General features: G+C 61.2%; 20 protein-coding genes and 1 tRNA gene. 9 read left to right on the plus strand and 12 right to left on the minus strand.

Annotated elements, in window-relative coordinates:
* Positions 1-83 precede the first annotated feature (83 nt).
* Both HDE72_RS00270 and HDE72_RS00275 read left to right on the plus strand, forming a co-directional pair.
* Positions 84-692, plus strand: a complete 609-nt coding sequence (locus HDE72_RS00270) for a glutathione peroxidase (protein ID WP_183736625.1) — start codon at positions 84-86, stop codon at positions 690-692.
* A gap of 129 nt (positions 693-821) precedes the next feature.
* Positions 822-1,181: a DUF1428 domain-containing protein gene (locus HDE72_RS00275; protein ID WP_183736626.1), complete on the plus strand. Its 360-nt coding sequence runs from the start codon at positions 822-824 to the stop codon at positions 1,179-1,181.
* Here the strand turns inward: HDE72_RS00275 and pabB are convergent.
* The 3 genes from pabB to HDE72_RS00290 all read right to left on the minus strand — a co-directional run bounded on the left by pabB (position 1,178) and on the right by HDE72_RS00290 (position 4,451).
* Positions 1,178-3,016, minus strand: a complete 1,839-nt coding sequence (gene pabB / locus HDE72_RS00280; protein WP_183736627.1) for an aminodeoxychorismate synthase component I — start codon at positions 3,014-3,016, stop codon at positions 1,178-1,180. The genes HDE72_RS00275 and pabB overlap by 4 nt on opposite strands.
* 21 nt (positions 3,017-3,037) lie before the next feature.
* A complete protein-coding gene (gene slmA / locus HDE72_RS00285) occupies positions 3,038-3,613 on the minus strand; it encodes a nucleoid occlusion factor SlmA (RefSeq protein WP_183736628.1) in 576 nt (191 codons plus the stop codon).
* Positions 3,614-3,716: 103 nt separating this feature from the next.
* Positions 3,717-4,451, minus strand: a complete 735-nt coding sequence (locus tag HDE72_RS00290) for a pyrimidine 5'-nucleotidase (protein WP_183736629.1) — start codon at positions 4,449-4,451, stop codon at positions 3,717-3,719.
* Positions 4,452-4,495: 44 nt separating this feature from the next.
* On the opposite strand from HDE72_RS00290, the gene HDE72_RS00295 reads away from it, so the two are divergent.
* Positions 4,496-5,404: a TraB/GumN family protein gene (locus tag HDE72_RS00295; protein WP_183736630.1), complete on the plus strand. Its 909-nt coding sequence runs from the start codon at positions 4,496-4,498 to the stop codon at positions 5,402-5,404.
* 147 nt (positions 5,405-5,551) lie between these two features.
* Here the strand turns inward: HDE72_RS00295 and HDE72_RS00300 are convergent.
* A tRNA-Thr gene (locus HDE72_RS00300) sits at positions 5,552-5,626 on the minus strand.
* Between the two features lie 40 nt (positions 5,627-5,666).
* The gene (argB, locus tag HDE72_RS00305; protein ID WP_183679873.1) at positions 5,667-6,560 is read right to left on the minus strand and encodes an acetylglutamate kinase; all 894 of its coding nucleotides are present in this window, start codon (positions 6,558-6,560) and stop codon (positions 5,667-5,669) included.
* Positions 6,561-6,791: 231 nt separating this feature from the next.
* On the opposite strand from argB, the gene HDE72_RS00310 reads away from it, so the two are divergent.
* The 3 genes from HDE72_RS00310 (at position 6,792) to HDE72_RS00320 (ending at position 11,315) form a co-directional block, all read left to right on the plus strand.
* Positions 6,792-6,995: a cysteine-rich CWC family protein gene (locus HDE72_RS00310; RefSeq protein WP_183736631.1), complete on the plus strand. Its 204-nt coding sequence runs from the start codon at positions 6,792-6,794 to the stop codon at positions 6,993-6,995.
* Between the two features lie 95 nt (positions 6,996-7,090).
* Entirely contained in the window at positions 7,091-10,132 is a 3,042-nt protein-coding gene (locus HDE72_RS00315) for a response regulator (RefSeq protein WP_183736632.1), read from the plus strand.
* A gap of 22 nt (positions 10,133-10,154) precedes the next feature.
* The gene (locus HDE72_RS00320; protein WP_183736633.1) at positions 10,155-11,315 is read left to right on the plus strand and encodes a response regulator; all 1,161 of its coding nucleotides are present in this window, start codon (positions 10,155-10,157) and stop codon (positions 11,313-11,315) included.
* Here the strand turns inward: HDE72_RS00320 and HDE72_RS00325 are convergent.
* Together HDE72_RS00325 and HDE72_RS00330 are read right to left on the minus strand one after the other, a co-directional pair.
* Positions 11,308-12,561: an extracellular catalytic domain type 1 short-chain-length polyhydroxyalkanoate depolymerase gene (locus HDE72_RS00325; protein ID WP_260176335.1), complete on the minus strand. Its 1,254-nt coding sequence runs from the start codon at positions 12,559-12,561 to the stop codon at positions 11,308-11,310. The two genes, HDE72_RS00320 and HDE72_RS00325, sit on opposite strands and share 8 nt — an antisense overlap.
* Before the next feature lie 54 nt (positions 12,562-12,615).
* Positions 12,616-13,041 (minus strand): CopG family transcriptional regulator, encoded by a 426-nt coding sequence (locus HDE72_RS00330; RefSeq protein ID WP_183736634.1) that lies wholly within the window; start codon positions 13,039-13,041, stop codon positions 12,616-12,618.
* A gap of 180 nt (positions 13,042-13,221) precedes the next feature.
* Here HDE72_RS00330 and HDE72_RS00335 point away from each other — a divergent pair, with 180 nt between their 5' ends.
* The 3 genes from HDE72_RS00335 to HDE72_RS00345 all read left to right on the plus strand — a co-directional run bounded on the left by HDE72_RS00335 (position 13,222) and on the right by HDE72_RS00345 (position 15,413).
* Positions 13,222-13,437, plus strand: a complete 216-nt coding sequence (locus HDE72_RS00335; protein ID WP_183736635.1) for a DUF1289 domain-containing protein — start codon at positions 13,222-13,224, stop codon at positions 13,435-13,437.
* 7 nt (positions 13,438-13,444) lie between these two features.
* A complete protein-coding gene (locus tag HDE72_RS00340) occupies positions 13,445-14,356 on the plus strand; it encodes an MBL fold metallo-hydrolase (protein ID WP_183736636.1) in 912 nt (303 codons plus the stop codon).
* Positions 14,357-14,459: 103 nt separating this feature from the next.
* Complete coding sequence (locus tag HDE72_RS00345; protein ID WP_183736637.1) at positions 14,460-15,413, plus strand: NAD(P)H-dependent flavin oxidoreductase; 954 nt, start codon at positions 14,460-14,462, stop codon at positions 15,411-15,413.
* 79 nt (positions 15,414-15,492) lie between these two features.
* On the opposite strand, the gene HDE72_RS00350 is transcribed toward HDE72_RS00345, so the two are convergent.
* The 5 genes from HDE72_RS00350 to HDE72_RS00370 form a co-directional block, all read right to left on the minus strand.
* Positions 15,493-16,074, minus strand: coding sequence for a hypoxanthine-guanine phosphoribosyltransferase (locus tag HDE72_RS00350; RefSeq protein WP_183736638.1), 582 nt, complete (start codon positions 16,072-16,074; stop codon positions 15,493-15,495).
* Between the two features lie 101 nt (positions 16,075-16,175).
* Positions 16,176-17,432 carry a phenylacetate--CoA ligase family protein gene (locus tag HDE72_RS00355; protein WP_183736639.1) on the minus strand — a complete coding sequence of 419 codons (1,257 nt, stop codon included), beginning with the start codon at positions 17,430-17,432 and terminating at the stop codon, positions 16,176-16,178.
* 45 nt (positions 17,433-17,477) lie between these two features.
* Positions 17,478-18,323, minus strand: coding sequence for an ABC transporter ATP-binding protein (locus HDE72_RS00360; protein WP_183736640.1), 846 nt, complete (start codon positions 18,321-18,323; stop codon positions 17,478-17,480).
* A 7-nt stretch (positions 18,324-18,330) separates the two neighbouring features.
* The gene (locus HDE72_RS00365) at positions 18,331-19,650 is read right to left on the minus strand and encodes an ABC transporter substrate-binding protein (protein ID WP_183736641.1); all 1,320 of its coding nucleotides are present in this window, start codon (positions 19,648-19,650) and stop codon (positions 18,331-18,333) included.
* A 45-nt stretch (positions 19,651-19,695) separates the two neighbouring features.
* Entirely contained in the window at positions 19,696-20,754 is a 1,059-nt protein-coding gene (locus HDE72_RS00370) for a branched-chain amino acid ABC transporter permease (protein WP_183736642.1), read from the minus strand.
* Positions 20,755-20,791 lie beyond the last annotated feature (37 nt).

A 20,791-nucleotide genomic window follows, 5' to 3' on the forward strand; every position in this document is an offset into this window, starting at 1 on the left:
GGCACACGCCGTCCCGCACATGCTGGCGGTGTTTGGCATAGAATGATTCCTTTGTTCTTTTACTCTTTTTTGATGGTGCCCCCATGTCCAAGACCTTTGCCCAGCTGTTCGCTTTGACCGCCTTGTGCGCGGGCGCGACGATGACCGTCTCCGCTTCCGCCGCCCAGCCTGCAACGGCTGCGCCGGCTGCCGCTGCGGCAGCCCCCGTCGCCTGTCCTGCCATCCTCAAGCAGACTTTCAACCGTTTGCAGGATGAAACGCCGCAAAACCTGTGCCAGTATGCGGGCAAGGTCGTGCTGATCGTCAATACCGCCAGCTATTGCGGTTTTACCAATCAGTACGAAGGACTGGAAGCGATGTACGCCAAGTACGGCAGCAAGGGCCTGGTGGTGCTGGGCTTCCCGTCGAACGACTTTGGCAAGCAGGAGCCGGGCAGCAGCAAGGAAATCGCCGATTTTTGCTATAACACCTATGGCGTGAAATTCCCGATGTTCTCGAAATCGGTGGTGTCCGGCCCGAACCCGAACCCGCTGTACGCGCAATTGATCAAGCTGACCGGTAAAACCCCGGCCTGGAACTTCCATAAATACCTGATCGACCGCAACGGTAAAGTGGTGGAAAGCTTCCCCAGCAAGGTGACGCCGGACGACAGGCAACTGGTGGGCGCGGTGGAAAAAGCGCTGGCGATGTAAGCTGCCTACGAACATAGTGAAGCAGGCCGCTGGCCTGCTTTTTTTATTTCATTGCCGTGCTTGTTGTATTGCTATTGCTGTCCTAAGCTGTCTGTTCTGCTTCTTAAAACAACAGTCGAGGAGATCATCATGGCGTATGTCGATGGATTTGTTGTGCCCGTACCAAAAGCCAAGCTTGACGCCTATCTGGCCATGTCGCGCACCTGCGGCGCCATCTGGCGTGAACTGGGTGCGCTGGAATTTCGCGAATGCGTGGGCGACGATGTCAAGCCGGGAAAATGGACTTCGTTCCCGCAGGCGGTGGACTTGCAGGATGGTGAAGTGGTGGTATTTTCCTGGATCATCTACGAATCGCGCGCCAGGCGTGATGACATCAACGACAAGGTCATGAAAGACCCGCGCATGGCCGACATGATGGATCCGGCCAAGCTGCCGTTCGACGGCAAGCGGATGATCTATGGCGGCTACGAAATGCGCATTGACGCCTAGCTTGTCAGCTGCGCGGCCATCGCACCGCGCAAGGCATTACAGACGACGATGGCTTGCGCTTCGGCCAGCATGGCCCGCGTGATGACGGTTTCCTGCGCATCCCAAGCCGGGTCGGCCAGCATGGCCGCGCGCTGTACGCCCGGCAGCAGGCCGCAGGACAGGGGCGGCGTATGCCAGCGGCCGTCCAGTTTGACGAACACATTGCTGCGCCCGCCCTCCGTCAATTCATCGCGTTCATTAAAGAACAGCATGTCGAAGCAGCCGTACGCCTCGGCGGCGCGCCAGGCGGCGTCATAGCGCGTGCGCACGCTGCTCTTGTGGCGCAGGAACAGGTCGTTCGCCGTGGTGGGCTCTGGCGCCAGCATGATCTTTACGGTAGCTGGCAACGGCAGCAGCGCACCGCTTTGCACCGTGAACCTGCCATCGTGGCGCAGCGCCAGGCGCAGGCGGAAGGGGGCGTCGTCTGAGCGTGCTGCGCATGCAGTTTGCAGGGCGGCGCGGGCAGCGCTGTCATCCCAGACAAAGCCGAAATAGGCGGCTGACGCAGCCAGGCGCACCAGGTGGCGCTTCTGCTGGCGGCAGCCATCCGCACGGCTGGCATACAGGGTTTCAAACAGCTCGAACTCATTCACCAGGCCCGTCAGGAAGCGCGCCTTGAGCTGGCATTCGGCGTATTCATCCTGCGCATCGCTGTCGTAGACGATGCCGGCGCCCACGCCCATTTCGCCGCGCTGCACGCCGTCTGTGCCGGGCGGCTGCAGGGCCAGGGTGCGGATAGGCACGGACATGCAAAAGTCGCCCACGGCGTGGCCTGCACCGGCTACGGGTGGATCGAACCAGCCGATGGCGCCCGTGTACACGCCGCGCGGCGCCGGTTCCAGTTCGGCGATGATTTCCATGGTGCGCCGCTTGGGTGCGCCCGTGATCGAGCCGCACGGGTACAAGGCCTGGAAGATGTCAAGCAGGCTGGCGTCTTCGCGCAGGCGGGCCTGCACGGTGGAGGTCATCTGCAGCACGCTGCTAAAACGGTTCACTTCGAACAGGGCCGGTACATGTACCGAGCCGGTGGTCGCGATGCGGCCGATGTCGTTGCGCAGCAGGTCGACGATCATCAGGTTTTCCGCGCGGTTCTTCGGGTCCTGCGACAGCGCCAGTGCGCGGCGTGCGTTTTCCTCTACCTGTCCGGCCGCAGCGGCTGGCGCCGTGCCTTTCATGGGCCGCGCCGTCAATTCGCCCTGCACATGGCGCACGAACAGTTCGGGCGACAGCGACAGCAGCGCGCCGCCGTCTGGCAGCAGCACCAGCGCGCCATACGGCACCGGCTGGCGCGCCCGCAGCCGGGCATACAGGGCCAGGGGCGAGCCGAAGGCGTCGAAGCGCAAGCGGTAGGTGTAGTTGACCTGGTAGGTGTCGCCAGCGGCGATGTAGTCGTGGATACGGCTAAGTGCGCGCGTAAATTCAGCCTGGCCGACATTGGCAGTGATAGCGGCAATGCCGGCCGGCGTATCCGTGCTTGGCGCGTGATCTGCCAACCATTGCGCCACCTCGTCTTGCGACAGCTGCTGGCAGTGTTCAAACACCAGTATCTGCGCCAGCGGTGGTGCATCGGCAGCAGGAACCCGTGGCGGCATCTCCAGCAGATGCGCCCCCAGTTCATAGCTGCACACGCTGACAGCGTACTGGCCGCGTGCCAGGGCTGCTTGCATTGCGTCGAGCAGCGCCGGCCACTCGCCGGCGGTCTCGCAGCGCAGCATGGCCACCAGGCCCGTGTAGAGGCGCGAGCCGGCGCCTGAGGCGCTGGCGTCGTCGAGCAGGGCAAAGCAATCGGGATGCATGGAAACAGCGATAAGGGCGGCTTAGCCCAGCAGCATGGCGATTTGCAGCGCCGCTTCCTGGGAAGGCTGGATCTTGAAGCCGCTCTTGGCGTAGCGGTGCCAGCGTCCGATGACGAAGCTGACCATCATGGTGGCGCGCGCCGGCACTTCGCTTTCCTTGCCATGGCCTTCGGCGGCGGCCACGCGCAGCGACTGCTTGAGCGCCAGTTCCACGCGGTCGTAGAACTGGTTCATGCGCGCTTGCAGGCGCTCGTCTTCATTGACCAGCGCGTCGCCGATCAGCACGCGCGTCATGCCTGGGTTGCTGGTGGCGAAATTGAGCAGCATGCCGACGATGTCGCGCGTTTGCGTCATGCCGTCGCTGTGCTTTTCCGCGATCTGGTTGATCAGGCCAAACACGCTCGATTCGATGAATTCGATCAGCCCTTCGAACATTTGCGCCTTGCTGGCGAAATGACGGTACAGGGCCGCTTCCGACACGGCCAGTCTGGCGGCCAGTGCGGCTGTGGTGATCTTTTCGCCTTTCGGCTGCTCCAGCATTGCGGCGAGGGCCTGAAGAATTTGTAGCCTGCGTTGGCCCGGCGGTGTACTTGCCATGTTTTCTCTTGTAGTTAAAAAAAAATGCTGCCTTGAGACAGATACGCATGACCGCCGCTAGCGGCCCGGTCTCCGGTGTCAGCCGGAGCGGAGCATATCTGCTTCAACGCAGGCGATGAAGGCGGCGTACCAAATGCCGGACAGATTTTACTTTGACATCGACGTAAGCGGGGCGATTTAACGCTTTTGGCAATCTCGCCACACCGATCGGATCGGCCATTTTCAGGTATTGCGTGACCCAGGCCGTGCGCAGGCCGATTTTTTTTGCGCCCTTCAGGTTGGCCAGGGTATCTTCCACCAGGATGCAGTTACCGGGCCGGATGTGGTGCTTGCGCAGCAGTTTGCGCAGCATCAGGGTCGATGGCTTGGGCCGTAGCTGGCGGTGCACATGCATCGCCTCGATGGCGACATGGTGCGAAAAATGCCGGCGCAGGCCCAGATGGCGCATCACGTCGCTCGAATAGCGTTGCGGCGCGTTGGTCAGTAAAATTTTACGGCCAGGCAGGCGCTTGAGTAAAGTCCCCAATCCCCGTTCCGCCCGTATCATGGCGGTCAAATCGTCGAAGGTGTGCGTTTCGTGCAAAAAATGCGCGGCCTGCACCTGGTGATGCTTGACCATCCCCAGCAAGGTGGCGCCATAGCGGCGCCAGTACGCGGCGCGCGCGGCGTTCACCTCGGTCTCGCCGGCCGGCGTCACGCCATCGCCCAGCACGCGCGCAATATAGGTATTCATATTGGCCGTGATGGTGGGGAAGATGGCGTGCGAGGCGTTATGCAGCGTGTTGTCGAGGTCAAACAGCCAGACAGGCGACGAGCGGTTAAGATGGGGCTGAGGCACAAGAGTCTTTGCTAGTGAATAAAAAATCAACGATCAGGAAAACCATGCGACGCCAGATTATAGTGATGTTCTGCGGATTATTCTTGCTGCCTTTGCCGGCAGCCTTTGCCGAGGCGCCGCCAGTAGCGCAAAACCGGGGGGCCCTGTTCAAGGTGCAGGACGCCAGCCATACGCTGTATTTGTTTGGCACCATCCATGTCGGCGCGCCCGATTTTTTCCCGCTCGAGCCACAGGTGACGCAGGCCTTGCAGAACGCCGGCGCGCTGGCAGTGGAAGTTGACCTCACCGGCGACCAGAAAGCCACCGTCGCTGCCGTGCTCAAATATGGCATGATTGCGCCGGGCGAGGCATCAAAATATGCCTGCCGCGAGGCGCTGATACCCCGTTTGACGCCGCTGTTGCAAAAATACGGCATGCCTGTTGACGCGGTGGCGCCGATGAAACCATGGATGCTGGCCAGCATGCTGGCCATCGGCGAGTTTTCCAGCCTGGGCTACAGCTCGGAACTGGCGGTCGACAATTATCTGTCGCAGCAGGCCAAGCTGCGCAAGATCCCCGTAGTGGAACTGGAATCGACGGAAAGCCAGCTGGCGCTGTTCGGCGCCATGACGCCCGATGAACAGTGCCGCTTCCTGGAAGACGGCATCACCTCGATCAACGACGAGAATGAAAAGCAGGAAGCGCGCGAACTGGCGTTAGCCTGGCGTACGGCCGACAAAGTGGCATTAGACCGCCTGGCGCACGACATGGCCGCTGACCCCAGCTACGCCGCCCAGTTCATGCAAAAAGTCCTGCTCGACGGCCGCAACCCGACTTTGGCAGACGGCATCGCCAAACTGCTGTCGCGCGAAAAGAACAGCCTGGCAGCGATCGGCGTGATGCACCTGGTAGGCGACAACAGCGTCCCCGACCTGCTGCGCAAGCGCGGCCTGAAGGTCGAGCGGGTGTATTAAAAGCAGAAAAGCCGCGATAGACAGGCGGCAGAGCAGATGGAAAACTGTTCAGGGCAAGGCGTATCGCTGAAGACAGTACGCATGTACGGCGAAGCGATACAACGCCGCCATGGACATTTTTTCAGCTGCGGGGAAAATAGAGATAACTGGTGCCCTTGACGTGGATTGAACACGTGGCCTCTCCCTTACCAAGGGAGTGCTCTACCACTGAGCTACAAGGGCAAAAAAATCGGCGCTGCAGACATCGCGCCGAGTTTATTTTTTAGTGCGAACGGATCATAGTGCCAAAAGCTTGTTCGGTCAATACTTCCAGCAATAATGAGTGTTCAATACGGCCGTCGATGATGTGCACGGTGTTCACGCCGGACTTGGCGGCGTCGAGTGCCGACGAGATTTTTGGCAGCATGCCGCCTGAAATCGTACCGTCTGCGAACATTTCGTCGATCTCGCGCGCCGACAAATCGGTCACCAGATTGCCCTGCTTGTCCTGCACGCCGGCGATATTGGTCATCATGATCAGCTTTTCAGCTTTCAGGATTTCCGCGATCTTGCCCGCCACAACGTCAGCATTGATGTTGTAGGCCTGGCCGTCCTGGCCGAAACCGATAGGCGAGATGATGGGAATGAAGGCGTCGTCCTGCAGCGCCTTGACGACGGCCGGGTTGATCGCGTCGATCTCGCCGACGAAACCGATGTCGAGGAATTCACCCGGATGTTCGCGGTCCGGCATCTGCATCTTGCGCGCGCGGATCAAGCCGCCATCCTTGCCGGTCAGGCCCACAGCCTGGCCGCCGTAATGGTTGATCAGCATGACGATGTCTTGCTGGACTTCGCCGCCGAGCACCCACTCCACCACTTCCATGGTTTCTTCGTCGGTGATGCGCATGCCTTGCACGAAGCTGCCTTGCTTGCCGATTTTTTTCAGCGCGTTGTCGATCTGCGGTCCGCCGCCGTGCACCACGACCGGGTTCATGCCGACCAGCTTGAGCAGGATGACGTCGCGTGCGAAGCCGTGTTTCAGGCGTTCGTCCGTCATGGCGTTGCCACCGTATTTGATGACGATGGTCTTGCCGTGGAAATTACGGATGTAGGGCAGGGCCTCGGCCAGAATCTGCGCCTTGATTTGCGGCTCCACCGCTGTCAAGTCGTCATTCATGTCCAGGTTCAAGTTAGCAAGTTGATTCATGGCGAGTCCGGAAAATAGATTTGTGAGATTTTACAGGGAAGACGAAAATCTTGGAGGCATTATAGGACGATCTTGTTGTATTTTCCCTGAGCATCCTATAGTCTGGATCGATATGCTTCCCAGCCAGCCTTTTTACTGCTCCTTACATTTGCGTCATCTTTTGACGCTGCGCGTCACATAGTTATCAATTCATTATCTATCATGAGTCTGTGCACCCTGTGCGGCGCCACTTTTCATTGCGGCCAGGCCGACCCCGTCGCCGCCGGTGCGTGCTGGTGCATGGCCTTGCCACCCGCCGTCCCCGTGCCGGGCAGCACCGCCATCGGCTGCTGGTGCCCGGCTTGCCTGCAAGCGCATATCGCGGCCCAGACTGCAGCCAAGCGTGCGCCAACGTCGTCCAAATAAGCGCTACGGTTGTTAATTTTTTCATAAAATTACTTGCAAAGCATAGGGAAATCCGGTCAGACTTCGTTTTTAAGCGTTTCTGATAGGAAATAATCATGCGTTTCAGGGATCTCCGGATCGGCGTGCGCATCAATGCGGGCTACGCCATCCTGATCGTGCTGATGCTGGTCGTCATCGTGCTCGCGGGCAGCCGCATTTATGCGATACGGGCCGAGAGCGACGCCATCCTGCAGCGCGACTGGGTCGCTGCCAAGGCCACCAGCAAGATCCATGCGCTGGCGCGCGAGGCAGCCACGCGCATCGTCAGCCTGCCGATCCAGCCCAGCGAGGAACTGCGACTTGAAAACCAGGGGCGTTTGGAAACGATCAAGCGCGCGATCGACCGCCAGGTCGGCATATTGGAAAGCCTCGATACGCTGCCGGAAGAGCAGCGCTTGCTGGAGCAGGTGCACAGTGCGCGCGCCGAGTATTACGCCTCCTTGCAGCAGGTGTTCGGGCTGCTCGGTCATGGCCAGCGCGCAGCGGCCGAGCAGGCGATGAAGACGGTGACCCTGCCGGTGCTGGAACAGGTGCTGCTGCATGTGGGCCAGCTCGATGTCTTGCTGCAGCAGCAGATCCGCGATAGCGCCACCAGGATACGCGGCGATATCGACACGTCCTTGCTGCTGATGGGCGGCATCGGCCTGGCGGCGCTATTGGTGGGGCTGATGTTCGCCTGGTCGGCCCGGTCCATCACGCGCCCCTTGGGCCAGGCGGTGGCGATCGCCACGCGCGTGGCCAATGGCGACTTCAGTACCCATATTGAAGTCACGTCGCGCGACGAGACCGGCGAATTGATGCAGGCGCTGAAAAACATGAGCACCAGCCTGGCGGTGGAACAGGATTTGCGCCATGCGGTCGAGGTGGCCGAAGACGCCACCAAGATGAAGTCCGATTTCCTGGCCAATATGTCGCATGAAATCCGCACGCCGATGAACGGCATCATCGGCATGACGCATCTGGCGCTGCAGACGGAACTGACGCCGACCCAGCGCAATTACCTGGAAAAGGTCGAATCGGCGTCGAAGAACCTGTTGTCCATCATCGATGACATCCTCGATTTTTCCAAGATCGAGGCTGGCAAGATGAGCTTTGAAAAAGTCGATTTTTACCTGGAAGACGTGCTGGCGCAGATCGCCGACCTGTCCGTGATGCGGGCTCAGGACAAGGGGCTGGAACTGCTGTTCGATATCGCCGCCGACGTGCCCAATGCGCTGCAGGGCGACCCGCTGCGCCTGGGCCAGGTGCTGATCAATCTCACCAACAACGCCATCAAATTTACGGAGAAGGGCGAGATCGTCGTCAGCATCCGCCTGCAGCAACTGGAAGAGCATGCGGCCGTGCTGCGCGTCGATGTGCGCGACACGGGCATCGGCCTGACGCCTGCGCAGCGCAGCAAGCTGTTCCAGGCCTTTACGCAGGCCGACACGTCCACCACGCGCCACCATGGCGGCACCGGCCTGGGGCTGACCATCAGCAAGCGCCTGGTCGAGATGATGGAAGGCGAGATCAACCTGGACAGCGAGGCCGGTGTCGGCAGCACCTTTTATTTTACTGCCCGCTTCGGCCTGGCCGCCGTGCGCCGCGACAGCCTGCCCGTGCCGCCTTCGTTCAAGGGCTTGCGCGTGCTGGTGGTCGATGACAACCCAAGCGCACGCGCCATTTTTGCCGGCATGCTGGCGGCGCTGGGTTTCGAGGCGCGGGCGGTCTCTGGCGGCGTGCTGGCCATCGGCGCCGTGGCCCAGGCGCGTGCCGAAGGACGGCCCTATGGCCTGCTGCTGATGGACTGGAAAATGCCGGGCATGAATGGCCTCGATGCGCTGGCCGGCATCCGTGCCGACGCCGCTGGCGGCGATGCGCCTCCGGCCTGCATCATGGTCACCGCCTATCACCGCGAGGCGCTGCTGGAATCAGCCAGCCAGCGCGGCTTGCCGCTCGATGGCGTATTGAACAAGCCGGTCAGCCCATCGACCTTGCTCGACCAGATGGTGCAAGTGTTTGGCGGCGTGGCGGGGCAGAGCCGCAAGACGCAGCGCCAGAGCAGCTACAAGGATGACGCGCGCTCCTTGCGCGGCGCCTGGCTGCTGCTGGTGGAAGACAATGAGGTGAACCAGGAAGTGGCGCAGCAAATTCTCGGCGACGCCGGCATCCGTGTCGATATCGCCGGCAATGGCGCCATCGCGCTGGCGAAGCTCGCGGAAAACGCCTATGACGGCGTGCTGATGGATTGCCAGATGCCGGTGATGGATGGCTACCAGGCCACGCGCAAGCTACGCCAGGATGCGCGTTATTCCAGCCTGCCCGTGATCGCCATGACGGCCAATGCCATGGTCGGCGACAAGGAGAAATGCCTGGACGCCGGCATGAACGATTTTATCGCCAAGCCCATCGACGTGGCGCAGCTGTTTGGCACGCTGGCGCGCTGGATCGCGCCGGCCCGGCCGCAGGAAGTGGCCGTGGTGGTAGCGGTGCCGGAAGCGGCGTTGCCGGTAATTGCCGGCTTGAAGCTGGAGGAAGCCTTGCGCCGCATGGGCGGCAATGCGGGATTGATGCGAAAATTGCTGGACCGCTTTGTTGAAACCCAGTTCGACGCCATGCTGCGCATAAGCGCGGCCATCGCGCATGGCCAGCGCGAGACGGCCATCCGCGAAGCGCACACGCTCAAGGGCCTGGCCGGCAATATCGGCGCCGCCAGTTTGGCCGACAGCGCCGCGCGCGTCGAACATTTGCTCAGCCTGGACTCGCACGATGGCTTGCCGCAGGCGCTGGCCGCCTGTTCCCAGGTCCTGGATGCGCTGGTGCCGCGAATCGCCCAGGCCATGCAGTTGTCGGCCGCGCCCAGGGACATTGGCGGTGCTACGGCGCAGGTAGACCTTGCGAATCTGGAAGCGGACTTGCGCGAGCTGTCGCAACTGCTGCAGCAAGACGATGCGCAAGCCGTCAGACACCTTGAGAACATCGCGCCGGTGCTGGTGGCGGCCGGGCAGGCCGAACACGCGCGGCGCTTGAAGCGCATGCTGGGCTTATACGATTTTGAAGGCGCGCTGGTGCAGCTGAACGAAGTGGCTGCGGCGCTGAAGTTGACACTGCAAGGATGACGATGAAGAATGAAGGACGGGCATGGAAGCCTTGAACAACAAGCATGGCAAGCCGACTATTCTGGTGGTCGATGACACGCCCGACAATATCGATTTGCTGCGCGCAGTGCTGGAAAACGATTACCGCACCAAGATCGCCGTCAATGGCGAGCGCGCCCTGAAGATTGCCTTTGGCGCCGACCAGCCCGACCTGATACTGCTCGATATCATGATGCCGGGCATGAGCGGCTACGATGTGTGCCGCGCGCTGAAGGCCGATCCCGCCACTGTCAATATTCCCGTGATTTTTGTCACGGCCATGAGCGAGGTGGCCGACGAGCAGCGGGGCCTGTCGCTGGGCGCGGTCGATTACATCACCAAGCCGATCTCGGCGCCCATCGTGCTGGCGCGCATCAAGACGCAGCTGGCCATGAAGCGCATGCAGGATTTTTTGCGCGACCAGAATCACTATCTGGAAACTGAAGTGGAACGCCGCGTGCAAGAGATCAAGGCGCTGCAGGACGTGACCATCCACGCCATGGCCTCGCTGGCCGAGACGCGCGACAGCGAGACGGGCAATCATATACGCCGCACTTCGCACTACCTGAAGGCGCTGGCGGAAAAGGTGCGCGAGCTGCCCCGCTTCCGTGATTTCCTGACCGACAAGATGATCGAACTGCTGTTCAAGACGGCGCCGCTGCACGACATCGGCAAGGTGGGCATCCCCGACCATATCCTGCTCAAGCCGGGACGCTTCGAGCCGCACGAAATGGCCATCATGAAGACCCATACCACCCTGGGCTACCAGGCCATCCTGGCGGCCGAACAGGAACTGGGGATCGAAGTCGATTTCCTCAGGCTGGCCAAGGAGATCGCCTACAGCCACCATGAAAAATGGGATGGCAGCGGTTATCCACAGGGGCTGGCCGGTGAAGACATTCCCATCGCGGCGCGCCTGATGGCCCTGGCCGATGTGTACGACGCCCTGATCAGCCGGCGCATCTACAAGACGGGCATGGACCACGCGCACGCCGTGGATATCATCGTCGAGGGGCGCGGTACGCATTTCGACGCCGAGATTGTCGACGCCTTTTTACAGATCCAGGACCAGTTCATCGCGATTTCAAACCGCTATGCGGATGGCGTGTCCGAGATCGCCGCCAAGCAGAAGCAGCTGGCGTCGTTTGCCAGTAGCGTCAGCTGACGGTTTTAAAGAAGCGCATCATCTCGCGGCTGGCGTCAGGGCCCTTGGCGTCCGTGTAGCTGCCGCTGTTGCTGCCGCCCGACCAGGCGTGGCCGGCGCCATGGATCACCCAGTACTCGCCCAGCGGCGAGCCGTCGGCCTGGCTGTGCGTGGTGCGCGTGTAGCGGTGGCCATTCGGTACGCTGCCATCGGTGGACGCCGCCTTGGCCGCCTTGCCGCCCGCCTGGCTGCGCACGCCCTGGGCGATCAGTTCATCGCCGTTGCGCAGGTTGACGGTGGTGTCGCGGTCGCCGTGGAAAACGATGATGGGGACACCGCCGGCCGGCGTTTTGCGTTTCGGGTCCGGCATGGCGCCGCCCTTCATGGCAGCCAGCGCCGACGGCAAGTCTTGCGCCGAGGCGAAGGGCAAGCCCGAATGCACGCCCACGGCGGCAAACACTTCCGGATACAAGGTGCCGACGATGACGGCCATGGCGCCGCCCGCCGACAGGCCGGCGACGAACACTTCGTGTTCATTGACCGGGTAGTCGTCGATGATCTGCTGCGCGATGCCGGCGATCAGCGAAGGCTCGCCCTGGCCGCGCTGCTGGTCTATCGCATTGAACCAGTTCCAGCAGCGCGAACTGTTGGCGCCCTGCGCCTGCGCCGGGTAGACCACGAAACACTGCTTTTCTTCGGCCAGCGCATTCATTTGCGTGCCGGCCGCGAAATCGTCGGGGTTCTGCGTGCAGCCGTGCAGCATCACGACCAGCGGCATGGCCTGGCCGTGATAGCTGCTGGGGATATACAGCTTGTAGCTGCGCGTGCCCGCATGGTTGCTGTAGCTGCCAGCCATGAATTGCGCGCCGCTTGGCAGCGGTGCCTGTGTCGCGGCAGGCGCACCAAAGCCGGGCGGCTGGAAGTTCGGCATCTCGAAACTGGACATGTCAAAATCGTGCTGGCCCAGTCGCGCCATGAAATCCTGGGCCATGGTTTGTGCCGCCGATGGGGGCGCTTGCGCAGCTTCCTGTGCCGCTGGTGCAGTCTTGGCCGAGGCGCCTGCCGGCGGCGGATTGATGTCGTGCATGGTGTGCGCCTGCGGCACGTCAGCCTGCTGCGGCGCGGCGGCGCCTGGCGCCAGGCCTGCTGCGGCCAGCGCGCGCTGGATTGCCTCGGTCGCGGCGGCGGGGCTGCTGGCGGAACTGCCGCCCATCAGATTACGGCTTGCTGCGCGCATCTGCGCCAGCATGTCTTGAGCTAGTTTCATGGCCATCCTTTATCGTGCCGCGTAGAAGCTGGACTATCCGCCACCACTACTACGCTAGTGAATTCGCCCTGCAAGGGCGGCTTTGACGACGCTGCTAGCCTGCAGCGCGCCCAATACGAAAATCGATTCAATCGTGGCCAGCGCCAGTTCCACCGAGACGTCGCTGGCGATGCTGGCCATACCCAGTACCTGTATCTGCAAGCGCTGGCCGGCTGCCTGGATCGCCTCCAGGTCGGCACGCGAATAATGCTGCATGCCCAGCACCAGACTGCGGCGGGCCACGGTCTGTTTGACTACGTCTGCATGCGTGCCCAGCTGGTTGCGGATCGCCGTGCGTATCAAGTCCGTGCGGTTGGAATAAAACCCTTCCTGCACCAGCAAATCAATCTGGCCCAGGTCGATCATGCCCAGATTGATGGTGATTTTTTCCGATTCCGCAACTTTGGGCTTGCTATCCTGCTTATGTTCTGGCTTGCTCATAACGCTCCATACACTCCATGTGGCATCCATTTACCATCTGTGTGGATGGTATTATAGTAGTGAAATAAATCAAGTCAAGTCAGAATCTGCCTTTTGATGGCATGGCGTGTGCTCCTACAGCGACTTTGAAAATCATTTCGCGGCATAATGGGCGCTTACCTTTACCGATACTTTTGCCTGATGGTCGACACTCCACCCGCGCTGCCTCCTGTTTTATCCTCTCCCGTGCCGTCGCCGTGCGTCAGCCTGTGCAAGATGAACCGCGACAGCGGCCTGTGCGAAGGCTGCTTGCGCACGCTCGATGAAATCATCGCCTGGGGCAAGGCCGACGATGATTTCAAGCGCGCCGTCTGGGCCCAGTTGCCCCATCGCGACGCCATGCTTGATTTCGACTGAGGACACGATGCCGCTGCTGCCCGACTCAGTCCAGGTATTCGAGCGAGGCTGGCTATCGTCGAATAACATCTTGCTGCACGGGCGCGACGATACGGCCCTGATCGACAGCGGCTACGTGACGCATGCGCCGCAAACCCTGGCCCTGCTGCGCCACAGCCTGGGCGAGCGCCCACTCGACCGCCTGTTCAACACGCATCTGCATTCAGACCATTGCGGCGGCAACGCGCTGCTGCAAGCCCATTACGGCTGCCATACGGCCGTTCCCGTCTCGGAAGCGGACAAGGTGCGCGACTGGGACGTGGACGCCCTCAGTTTCAAGGCCACCGGCCAGCAGTGCGAGCGCTTTGGCTTTGACGCCACAGTCTCGCCTGGCGACAGCTTGATTTTGGCCGACCTGGCCTGGCAGGCGCTGGGCGCCCCCGGCCACGACCCCCATTCGCTGATTTTTTACTGTGCCCAGGAAGGCGTGCTTATTTCCGCCGACGCCTTGTGGGAAAACGGCTTTGGCGTGATCTTCCCCGAACTCGATGGCGGCTCCGGTTTTGCCGAAGCGCGCGCCACCCTGGACCTGATCGCCAGCCTGGATGTGTCGGTGGTCATCCCTGGCCATGGACGGCCATTTGATGATGTGCAAGGCGCGCTGGCGCGTGCCTATTCGCGTCTGGACTATCTGGCGTCCGACCCGGTGCGCAATGCGCAGAACGCCGTCAAGGTGCTGCTGAAATTCCTGCTGCTGGAACGCCAGCGCATCGTGCTGGCCGATGTGCCGGCCCTGCTGCAGGGCATGCCCCTGTTCGGCGAGGCGAACCGGCGCTTTTTGCACCAGGAAACGCTAGCGCTGGCTGACTGGGCCGTATCGCAACTGCTCAAGGCCCATGCCGCCCGTATCGAGGGTGAGTACTTGCTTAATGAAGTTTGAGTTGGATGATAATTAAATTCAGCACGATCGTACTTTTTTTAAACTATAATCGTTGCTCTGGTGTTTAATGCTTTCATCCGATTAACTTTTCAGCGAGTCCGCCATGGCACTGCCTGTAGCGTTGCAAAACCTGTCCCTTCCCGTTATCGGTTCGCCGCTCTTCATCGCCAGCGGACCGGCCCTCGTCGCGGCCCAGTGCAAGGCCGGCATCGTCGGTTCCTTCCCGGCCCTGAATGCGCGTCCCGCCGAACTGCTCGACACCTGGCTGACCGATCTGCAAGCCGAACTGGCTGCCTTCCAGGCTGCCAACCCGGATAAAAAAGTCGGGCCGATTGCCGTCAACCAGATCGTGCACCAGTCGAATGACCGCCTGGCGCATGACGTGGAAGTCTGCGTCAAGCACCAGGTGCCCATCATCATTTCGTCCCTGCGCGCGCCGCCCAAGGAAATGCTGGACGCCATCCACAGCTACGGCGGCATCGTGCTGCACGACGTGGTCTCGATCCGCCATGCGCAAAAAGCGCTGGAAGCGGGTGTCGATGGCTTGATCCTGGTGGCCAGCGGCGCCGGCGGCCATGCGGGCACCCTGTCGCCGTTCGCGCTGGTGGGCGAAGTACGCAAATTCTTTGACGGCCCGCTGGCGCTGTCCGGCTCGATTGCCACCGGCGACGCCGTGCTGGCGGCGCAAGCCATGGGCGCCGACTTTGCCTACATCGGCTCGCGCTGGCTGGCGACCAAAGAATCGAACGTCAGCGACAGCTACCGCGACGCCATCGTCGATTCAAGCGCGGCAGACATCGTCTACACCAATCTGTTTACTGGCGTGCACGGGAATTATTTGAAAAAATCGATAGTCGCGGCCGGACTCGATCCGGACGCGCTGCCTGAAGCAGACAAGAGCTCGATGAACTTCGGTTCGGGCAGCGCCAAGGCCTGGCGCGATATCTGGGGCGCTGGCCAGGGCGTGGGCTTGATGGATGACGTGCCGACGGTGGCCGAGATGGTGGCGCGCCTGAAAGCGGAATACGATGCGGCGCGCGCGCGGCTGAAGCTGTAACCCAACGGCGAAAGGGCCGGGGTCGGACCCTCAGGGTCCGACCCCAGTCTTTGCTACTGGGGTGAAAGTCTGCCTTTAGTTATTCCTGCTTCAAATCCTCAGGCTTGATCGCCCACAGGCCCGGCAGGTTGCGCCAGTAGCCGTAGGCGTCCATGCCGAAGCCGACCACGAAGCGGTTCGGGATCACCAGGCCGACGATATCGGCTTGCACGGGTTTTTTCTTGCCGATCGCCTTGTCGGCAAACACAGCCAGAATCACTTCGGCGGCGCCCATGTCGAGCAGGCGCTGTTTGACGTGGGCCAGGGTTTCGCCTTCGTCGAGTATATCGTCGAGCACGATCACGGTGCGGCCCGCTACGTTCGAACGTGGGATGACTTTCCACACCACTTCGCCACCCTTGTCGTCGTCGCCGTAGCGGCTCACATGAATGTAGTCGAATTCGAGCGGGAAGCTCAGTTGCGGCAGCAGATTGCCGGTAAACACGACGGCGCCGCCCATCACGCCCAGCACCAGCGGGAACTCTTTCGAGTCTTCGGCGTTGAAGCGCGTATTGAGCACGTCGGCCATGCGCGTGATGGACGCTTGCACGGCGTCCTGGTCGAACAGCAGTTCCGCGTTCTTGAACAGGTCACGGGCGCGGTTGTGGTGAAATTCTTGCATGGACTCTTGCATGGCGATGAGTAAGGCTGATGATTAATGCCGATATTATCCTGCAAATCGGCCCATGCGTGCTAGCGGCAGCTGTATAGCTCAGCCGTAGCTCAGCTGTAGTCGCGGATATCATCGATCACTTTGCCGTCCTGCGCCAGGCTGCCTATCGCCACCAGCCTTACCTCGCCCCGTAGCTTGGTCAGTTCACGCACCGTAGCGATCATCGCCGCGATGCCGCTATCGTCCTGCGGGTTTTCGACTTCGCAATGCAAAGTCATTTCATCGTTGGCCATGCGTCCCGACACCACCAGCCGCGCTTTCTTGATCTGCGGATGGCGCCGCGCGATGTCATGCACCTGGGACGGGTGCACGAACATGGCGCGCACCTTGGTGGTCTGGTCGGCACGTCCCATCCAGCCCTTGATGCGCGTATTCGTGCGCCCGCACGGCGAGGCGGTGGCGTCCAGCAGCACGGCCGACAAGTCGCCGGTGGCGAAACGGATCAAAGGGTAGTCGGCATTGAAGACGGTGACTACCACTTCACCCACCTCGCCGGGAGCGACGGGTATGCCGCTGCCGGGGTGGACGATTTCCAGCAGCACGTTTTCATCGATCACCATGCCGGGATTGAGCTTGCCATCGCTGGCCGTTTCATAGGCGATGCTGCCGATATCGGCCGAGGCATAGGTCTGGAACACGTGCGGCACGCCATTGGCGGCAAACCAGCTACGCAGCGACTCAGGCAGCGCTTCCGCGCCCATCACGGCCTTTGTCACGCTGCTGATGTCGGCGCCCATCTCGCGCGCCTTTTCGATGATCAGTTTCAAGAATGACGGCGTGCCGATGTACGTGTCCGGTTTCAAATCGGCCATCGCCTGCACCTGCATTTCCGTCTGGCCGATGCCGGCCGGGATTACCGTGCAGCCGATGCGCGCGGCGCCCCCTTCGACCATGAAGGCGGCTGGCGTGAAGTGATAGGAGAAACAGTTTTGCAGCAAGCCGCCGGCACGCACGCCGGCCGCATACATGGGCCGCGCGAAACGCCACCAGTCCGGCCCACGGCCTTCCGGGTCGAAGATGGGGCCGGGCGAGACGAACACGCGCGACAGGCTATTTTTTGGCGTGGTGTTCAAGCCGCCAAATGGCAAAATGGCTTGCTGCAGCTGTTGCAGGTCAGACTTGCGCGTGACGGGCAATTGCGCCAGCGCCGCGCGGCTGGTGATCTCGGCGGCATCGACGCCATCGAGGATGCGGGCCCAGCCCGGCGCCGCCTGTGCGCGCGCGACCAGCTGCGGCAAACCGGCCATCAATTCGCGTTCGCGCGCGTCAGGCGCGCGCGCTTCCAGACTATCCAGCGTGTCATGCATTACGTCTTCTCCAGGTGATCACAGTCATTCGTCAGCGTTTAGAAATCAAGCCAGCCAGCGCTTGCGCCGGCGATAAAACTTCATGTCGCGAAAACTCTTGCGTCCCGCGCTGGAGACACCCAGGTAGAATTCCTTGACGTCTTCGTTATTGGCCAGCTCCTGTGCCTGGCCTTCCATCACGACCCGGCCGTTTTCCAGGATGTAGCCAAAGTCTGCGTAGCGCAGCGCCACATTGGTGTTCTGTTCGGCCAGCAGAAACGAGACGTTTTCCTTGTGGTTCAGATCCTTGACGATGCCGAATATCTCTTCGACGATCTGCGGCGCGATGCCCATCGATGGTTCATCCAGTAAAATCATCGATGGTTTGGCCATCAGCGCGCGGCCGATGGCGCACATCTGCTGTTCGCCGCCCGAGGTGTAGCCGGCCTGGCTGCTGCGCCGCGTTTTCAGGCGCGGAAAATAGTGGTAGACCTTGTCGAGCGCCTCTTTCAGTTCGCCGCGCGACAGGCTGCGCGTGTAGGCGCCCGTCAGCAGGTTTTCCTCTATCGTCAGATGGCCGAAGCAATGGCGTCCTTCCATCACTTGCGACAGTCCCCGTTTCACCAGTTCATTCGGTGTCAGCTGGTCCACGCGCTCGCCCTTGAACTGGACTTCACCCTTGGTCACGTCGCCCCGTTCGCCGCGCAGCAGGGTGGAGATGGTTTTCAGGGTGGTCGATTTACCTGCGCCGTTCGCACCCAGCAGGGCGACGATCTTGCCCTGCGGGACTTGCAGCGACACGCCTTTCAAGACCAGGATCACATGGTCGTAAATGACTTCGATATTGTTGACCGACAGGTAGGGCGGCGGAACATCTACCTTGATGGCGTTGGCGGTGGTCGTGTGGGTCATGGCTGGTCTACTTCAGGCACGCAGGCGTGATGTTTTTCTCGGCCGCGTATTTGTTCGACGATTCTTCGACGAGTCTGCGTACCAGCGCCTTGTCGCCGACGATCCATTGCGGCGTGATGGCGTTCCATTTCTTGCCATCCCATTGCTGCACTTTTACGGCGCCCGAGCCTTCATGGTCTTCACAGCTGGTTTTCACGTTAGGGAACATGCCCAGCGCGCCGACGGCCTTCTGGCGCGCATCGTCCACGTTCAGGTTTTCCAGGCCCCAGCGCATCTGCTGACCCGTGACCGGTTTGCCCTTGCCGAATTTTTCCTGCGCCGTGCGTATCGCTTCCACCCACAGGATGCCGGCTGTCACGCCGCGCATGTGATACACGGAGCCGATGCGCGACTGGTCGGACAGATTGCCCTTGCCATTGGCGTAGAGTTTTTTGCGGATGTCCTCCAGCACCGGGTAATTGCCGGGTGTGTTGAAAGTCATCGCCGTGTAGCCCTTGGCAGCGTCGCCCGACGGTATCGTGTCTTCTTCGGAACCGGCCCACCACACGCCGAGGATTTTGTCGCGCGGGAAGCCGTTGCGCTGCGCCGTCTTGATGGCCACCGAATTCATCACGCCCCAGCCCCACAGGATCACATGGTCCGGCTTGGCCTGGCGGATCTGCAGCCATTGCGACTGCTGTTCGCTGCCGGGCGGCGCGACAGGAATTTTGACCAGCTCAAAGCCATACTGTTTGGACAGCGCTTCGAGCACTGGCAGCGGCTCCTTGCCGAAGGCCGAATCATGGTACAGGTGGACGATTTTCTTGCCCTTCAATTTGTCCATGCCGCCATCCTTGTCGCCCAGATATTTGATCATGGCGGCGGCCTGGCTCCAGTAGCTGGAGATCAGCGGATACACATAGGGAAAGACCTTGCCATTGGCGGCGTCCGAACGGCCATAACCGATCATGGTCATGGGGATCTTGTCTTGCGCCACGCGGTCAAGAATGCCGTAGGCGACGCCCGTGGACAGGGTTTCCACCAGGGTGGCGCCGCCCTGTTTGGTTTTCAAACGTTCATAGCATTCCACGCCGCGCGAGGGGTTGTATTCTGTTTCGCATTCCTCCCAGCTGATCTTGACGCCATTGACGCCGCCGGCCTGGTTGACCAGGTTGAAGTAATCGATGATGCCGCCGTAAAAACCGGAGCCGCCGGCCGCATACGGGCCCACGCGGTAGGAGGGCAGGGCGATGTATTGATCTTTATCCTGTGCCTGCGCGCTGCCGGCGATACCCAGCGCTGCACTGGCGATGGCGCTGGCCAGCAAAAGCGATTTGATGTGTTTCATTGTGTCTCCTTTTTTATATTGGTATCGGATGCGAATGAAGAACGGTTAATGCGGGAAGGGCCACAGTCTCAATTTCTCTTTGGCGATTTGCCACAGCCGCGCCAGGCCGTGCGGTTCGACGATCAGGAAGAAGATGATCAGCGCGCCGAACACCATCAATTCCAGGTTCGAGGCCACGCTGGTGGGCAGCGCCAGGCCATGCGCAAAGGTGTTCAGAAACACGGGCAGCAGCACGATGAAGGCGGCGCCCAGAAAGGAGCCGAGGATGGAACCCACGCCGCCGATGATGATCATGAACAGGATGCGGAAGGACAGGTCCAGGTTGTAGGCTTCCGGCTCCACCGTGCCCAGGTAGGCATAGGCATACAGCGCGCCGGCCACGCCGCAATAGAAGGAGCTGACGGCAAACGCCAGCAGCTTGGTGCGCATCAACCGGAAACCGATCACTTCGGCCGCCATGTCCATGTCGCGCACGGCCATCCATGAGCGGCCCACATTCGAGCGGATCATGTTCTTGGCCAGCAGCGCCATGCCGGCCACGATGGCCAGCACCAGCAGGTATTTGCTTTGCGGCGTGTCGAACTGGTAGCCCAGAATCGTCATCTTTTGCACCGTGATCACGCCCGAAGAACTGTAGTTGGTCAGGTAGGGAATCTTGGTCAGGCACCAGACGACAAAGAACTGCGTCGCCAAGGTGGACGCAGCCAGATAAAAGCCGCGTATGCGCAGCGAGGGCAGGCCGAAGGCGATGCCCACCATGGCTGCGCACAGGCCGCCCAGGATGAACGACACCAGCAGCGGCAGGCCGGGCAGGCGGGCCATGAAGTTATACGAAGCAAACGCGCCCACGGCCATGAAGGCGGCTGTGCCCAGCGACAGCTGGCCCGCATAGCCGGTCAAAATATTCAGGCCCAGCGCCGCCAGCGCGAAGATCAAAAAGGGAATCATGATCGCCGACAGCATATAGGGCGAGGCGAAATAGGGCAGCAGGAAGACGGCGGCAAGCAAGGTCGCGGTGAAGGCCAGCCTGTCCTGGCGTATCGGAAAAATCTGCTTGTCAGCCTGGTAGCTGGTCTTGAATTGTCCTGCTTCACGATAAATCATGGTCTGTCCTTTGCGATGGCGCGGTGGCGTGGTGTCT

Origin of the sequence: Janthinobacterium saanense, assembly GCF_014200675.1 — a bacterium.
Classification (GTDB): Bacteria; Pseudomonadota; Gammaproteobacteria; order Burkholderiales; family Burkholderiaceae_D; genus Janthinobacterium.

Excerpts from the sequence above, each read along its gene's own strand:
- HDE72_RS00270 (WP_183736625.1), top strand. The coding sequence starts at position 84 with ATGTCCAAGACCTTTGCCCAGCTGTTCGCTTTGACCGCCTTGTGCGCG.
- HDE72_RS00275 (WP_183736626.1), top strand. The coding sequence starts at position 822 with ATGGCGTATGTCGATGGATTTGTTGTGCCCGTACCAAAAGCCAAGCTT.
- pabB (WP_183736627.1), bottom strand. The coding sequence starts at position 3,016 with ATGCATCCCGATTGCTTTGCCCTGCTCGACGACGCCAGCGCCTCAGGC.
- slmA (WP_183736628.1), bottom strand. The coding sequence starts at position 3,613 with ATGGCAAGTACACCGCCGGGCCAACGCAGGCTACAAATTCTTCAGGCC.
- HDE72_RS00295 (WP_183736630.1), top strand. The coding sequence starts at position 4,496 with ATGCGACGCCAGATTATAGTGATGTTCTGCGGATTATTCTTGCTGCCT.
- argB (WP_183679873.1), bottom strand. The coding sequence starts at position 6,560 with ATGAATGACGACTTGACAGCGGTGGAGCCGCAAATCAAGGCGCAGATT.
- HDE72_RS00310 (WP_183736631.1), top strand. The coding sequence starts at position 6,792 with ATGAGTCTGTGCACCCTGTGCGGCGCCACTTTTCATTGCGGCCAGGCC.
- HDE72_RS00315 (WP_183736632.1), top strand. The coding sequence starts at position 7,091 with ATGCGTTTCAGGGATCTCCGGATCGGCGTGCGCATCAATGCGGGCTAC.
- HDE72_RS00320 (WP_183736633.1), top strand. The coding sequence starts at position 10,155 with ATGGAAGCCTTGAACAACAAGCATGGCAAGCCGACTATTCTGGTGGTC.
- HDE72_RS00325 (WP_260176335.1), bottom strand. The coding sequence starts at position 12,561 with ATGAAACTAGCTCAAGACATGCTGGCGCAGATGCGCGCAGCAAGCCGT.
- HDE72_RS00330 (WP_183736634.1), bottom strand. The coding sequence starts at position 13,041 with ATGAGCAAGCCAGAACATAAGCAGGATAGCAAGCCCAAAGTTGCGGAA.
- HDE72_RS00335 (WP_183736635.1), top strand. The coding sequence starts at position 13,222 with ATGGTCGACACTCCACCCGCGCTGCCTCCTGTTTTATCCTCTCCCGTG.
- HDE72_RS00340 (WP_183736636.1), top strand. The coding sequence starts at position 13,445 with ATGCCGCTGCTGCCCGACTCAGTCCAGGTATTCGAGCGAGGCTGGCTA.
- HDE72_RS00345 (WP_183736637.1), top strand. The coding sequence starts at position 14,460 with ATGGCACTGCCTGTAGCGTTGCAAAACCTGTCCCTTCCCGTTATCGGT.
- HDE72_RS00350 (WP_183736638.1), bottom strand. The coding sequence starts at position 16,074 with ATGCAAGAATTTCACCACAACCGCGCCCGTGACCTGTTCAAGAACGCG.
- HDE72_RS00355 (WP_183736639.1), bottom strand. The coding sequence starts at position 17,432 with ATGCATGACACGCTGGATAGTCTGGAAGCGCGCGCGCCTGACGCGCGC.
- HDE72_RS00360 (WP_183736640.1), bottom strand. The coding sequence starts at position 18,323 with ATGACCCACACGACCACCGCCAACGCCATCAAGGTAGATGTTCCGCCG.
- HDE72_RS00365 (WP_183736641.1), bottom strand. The coding sequence starts at position 19,650 with ATGAAACACATCAAATCGCTTTTGCTGGCCAGCGCCATCGCCAGTGCA.
- HDE72_RS00370 (WP_183736642.1), bottom strand. The coding sequence starts at position 20,754 with ATGATTTATCGTGAAGCAGGACAATTCAAGACCAGCTACCAGGCTGAC.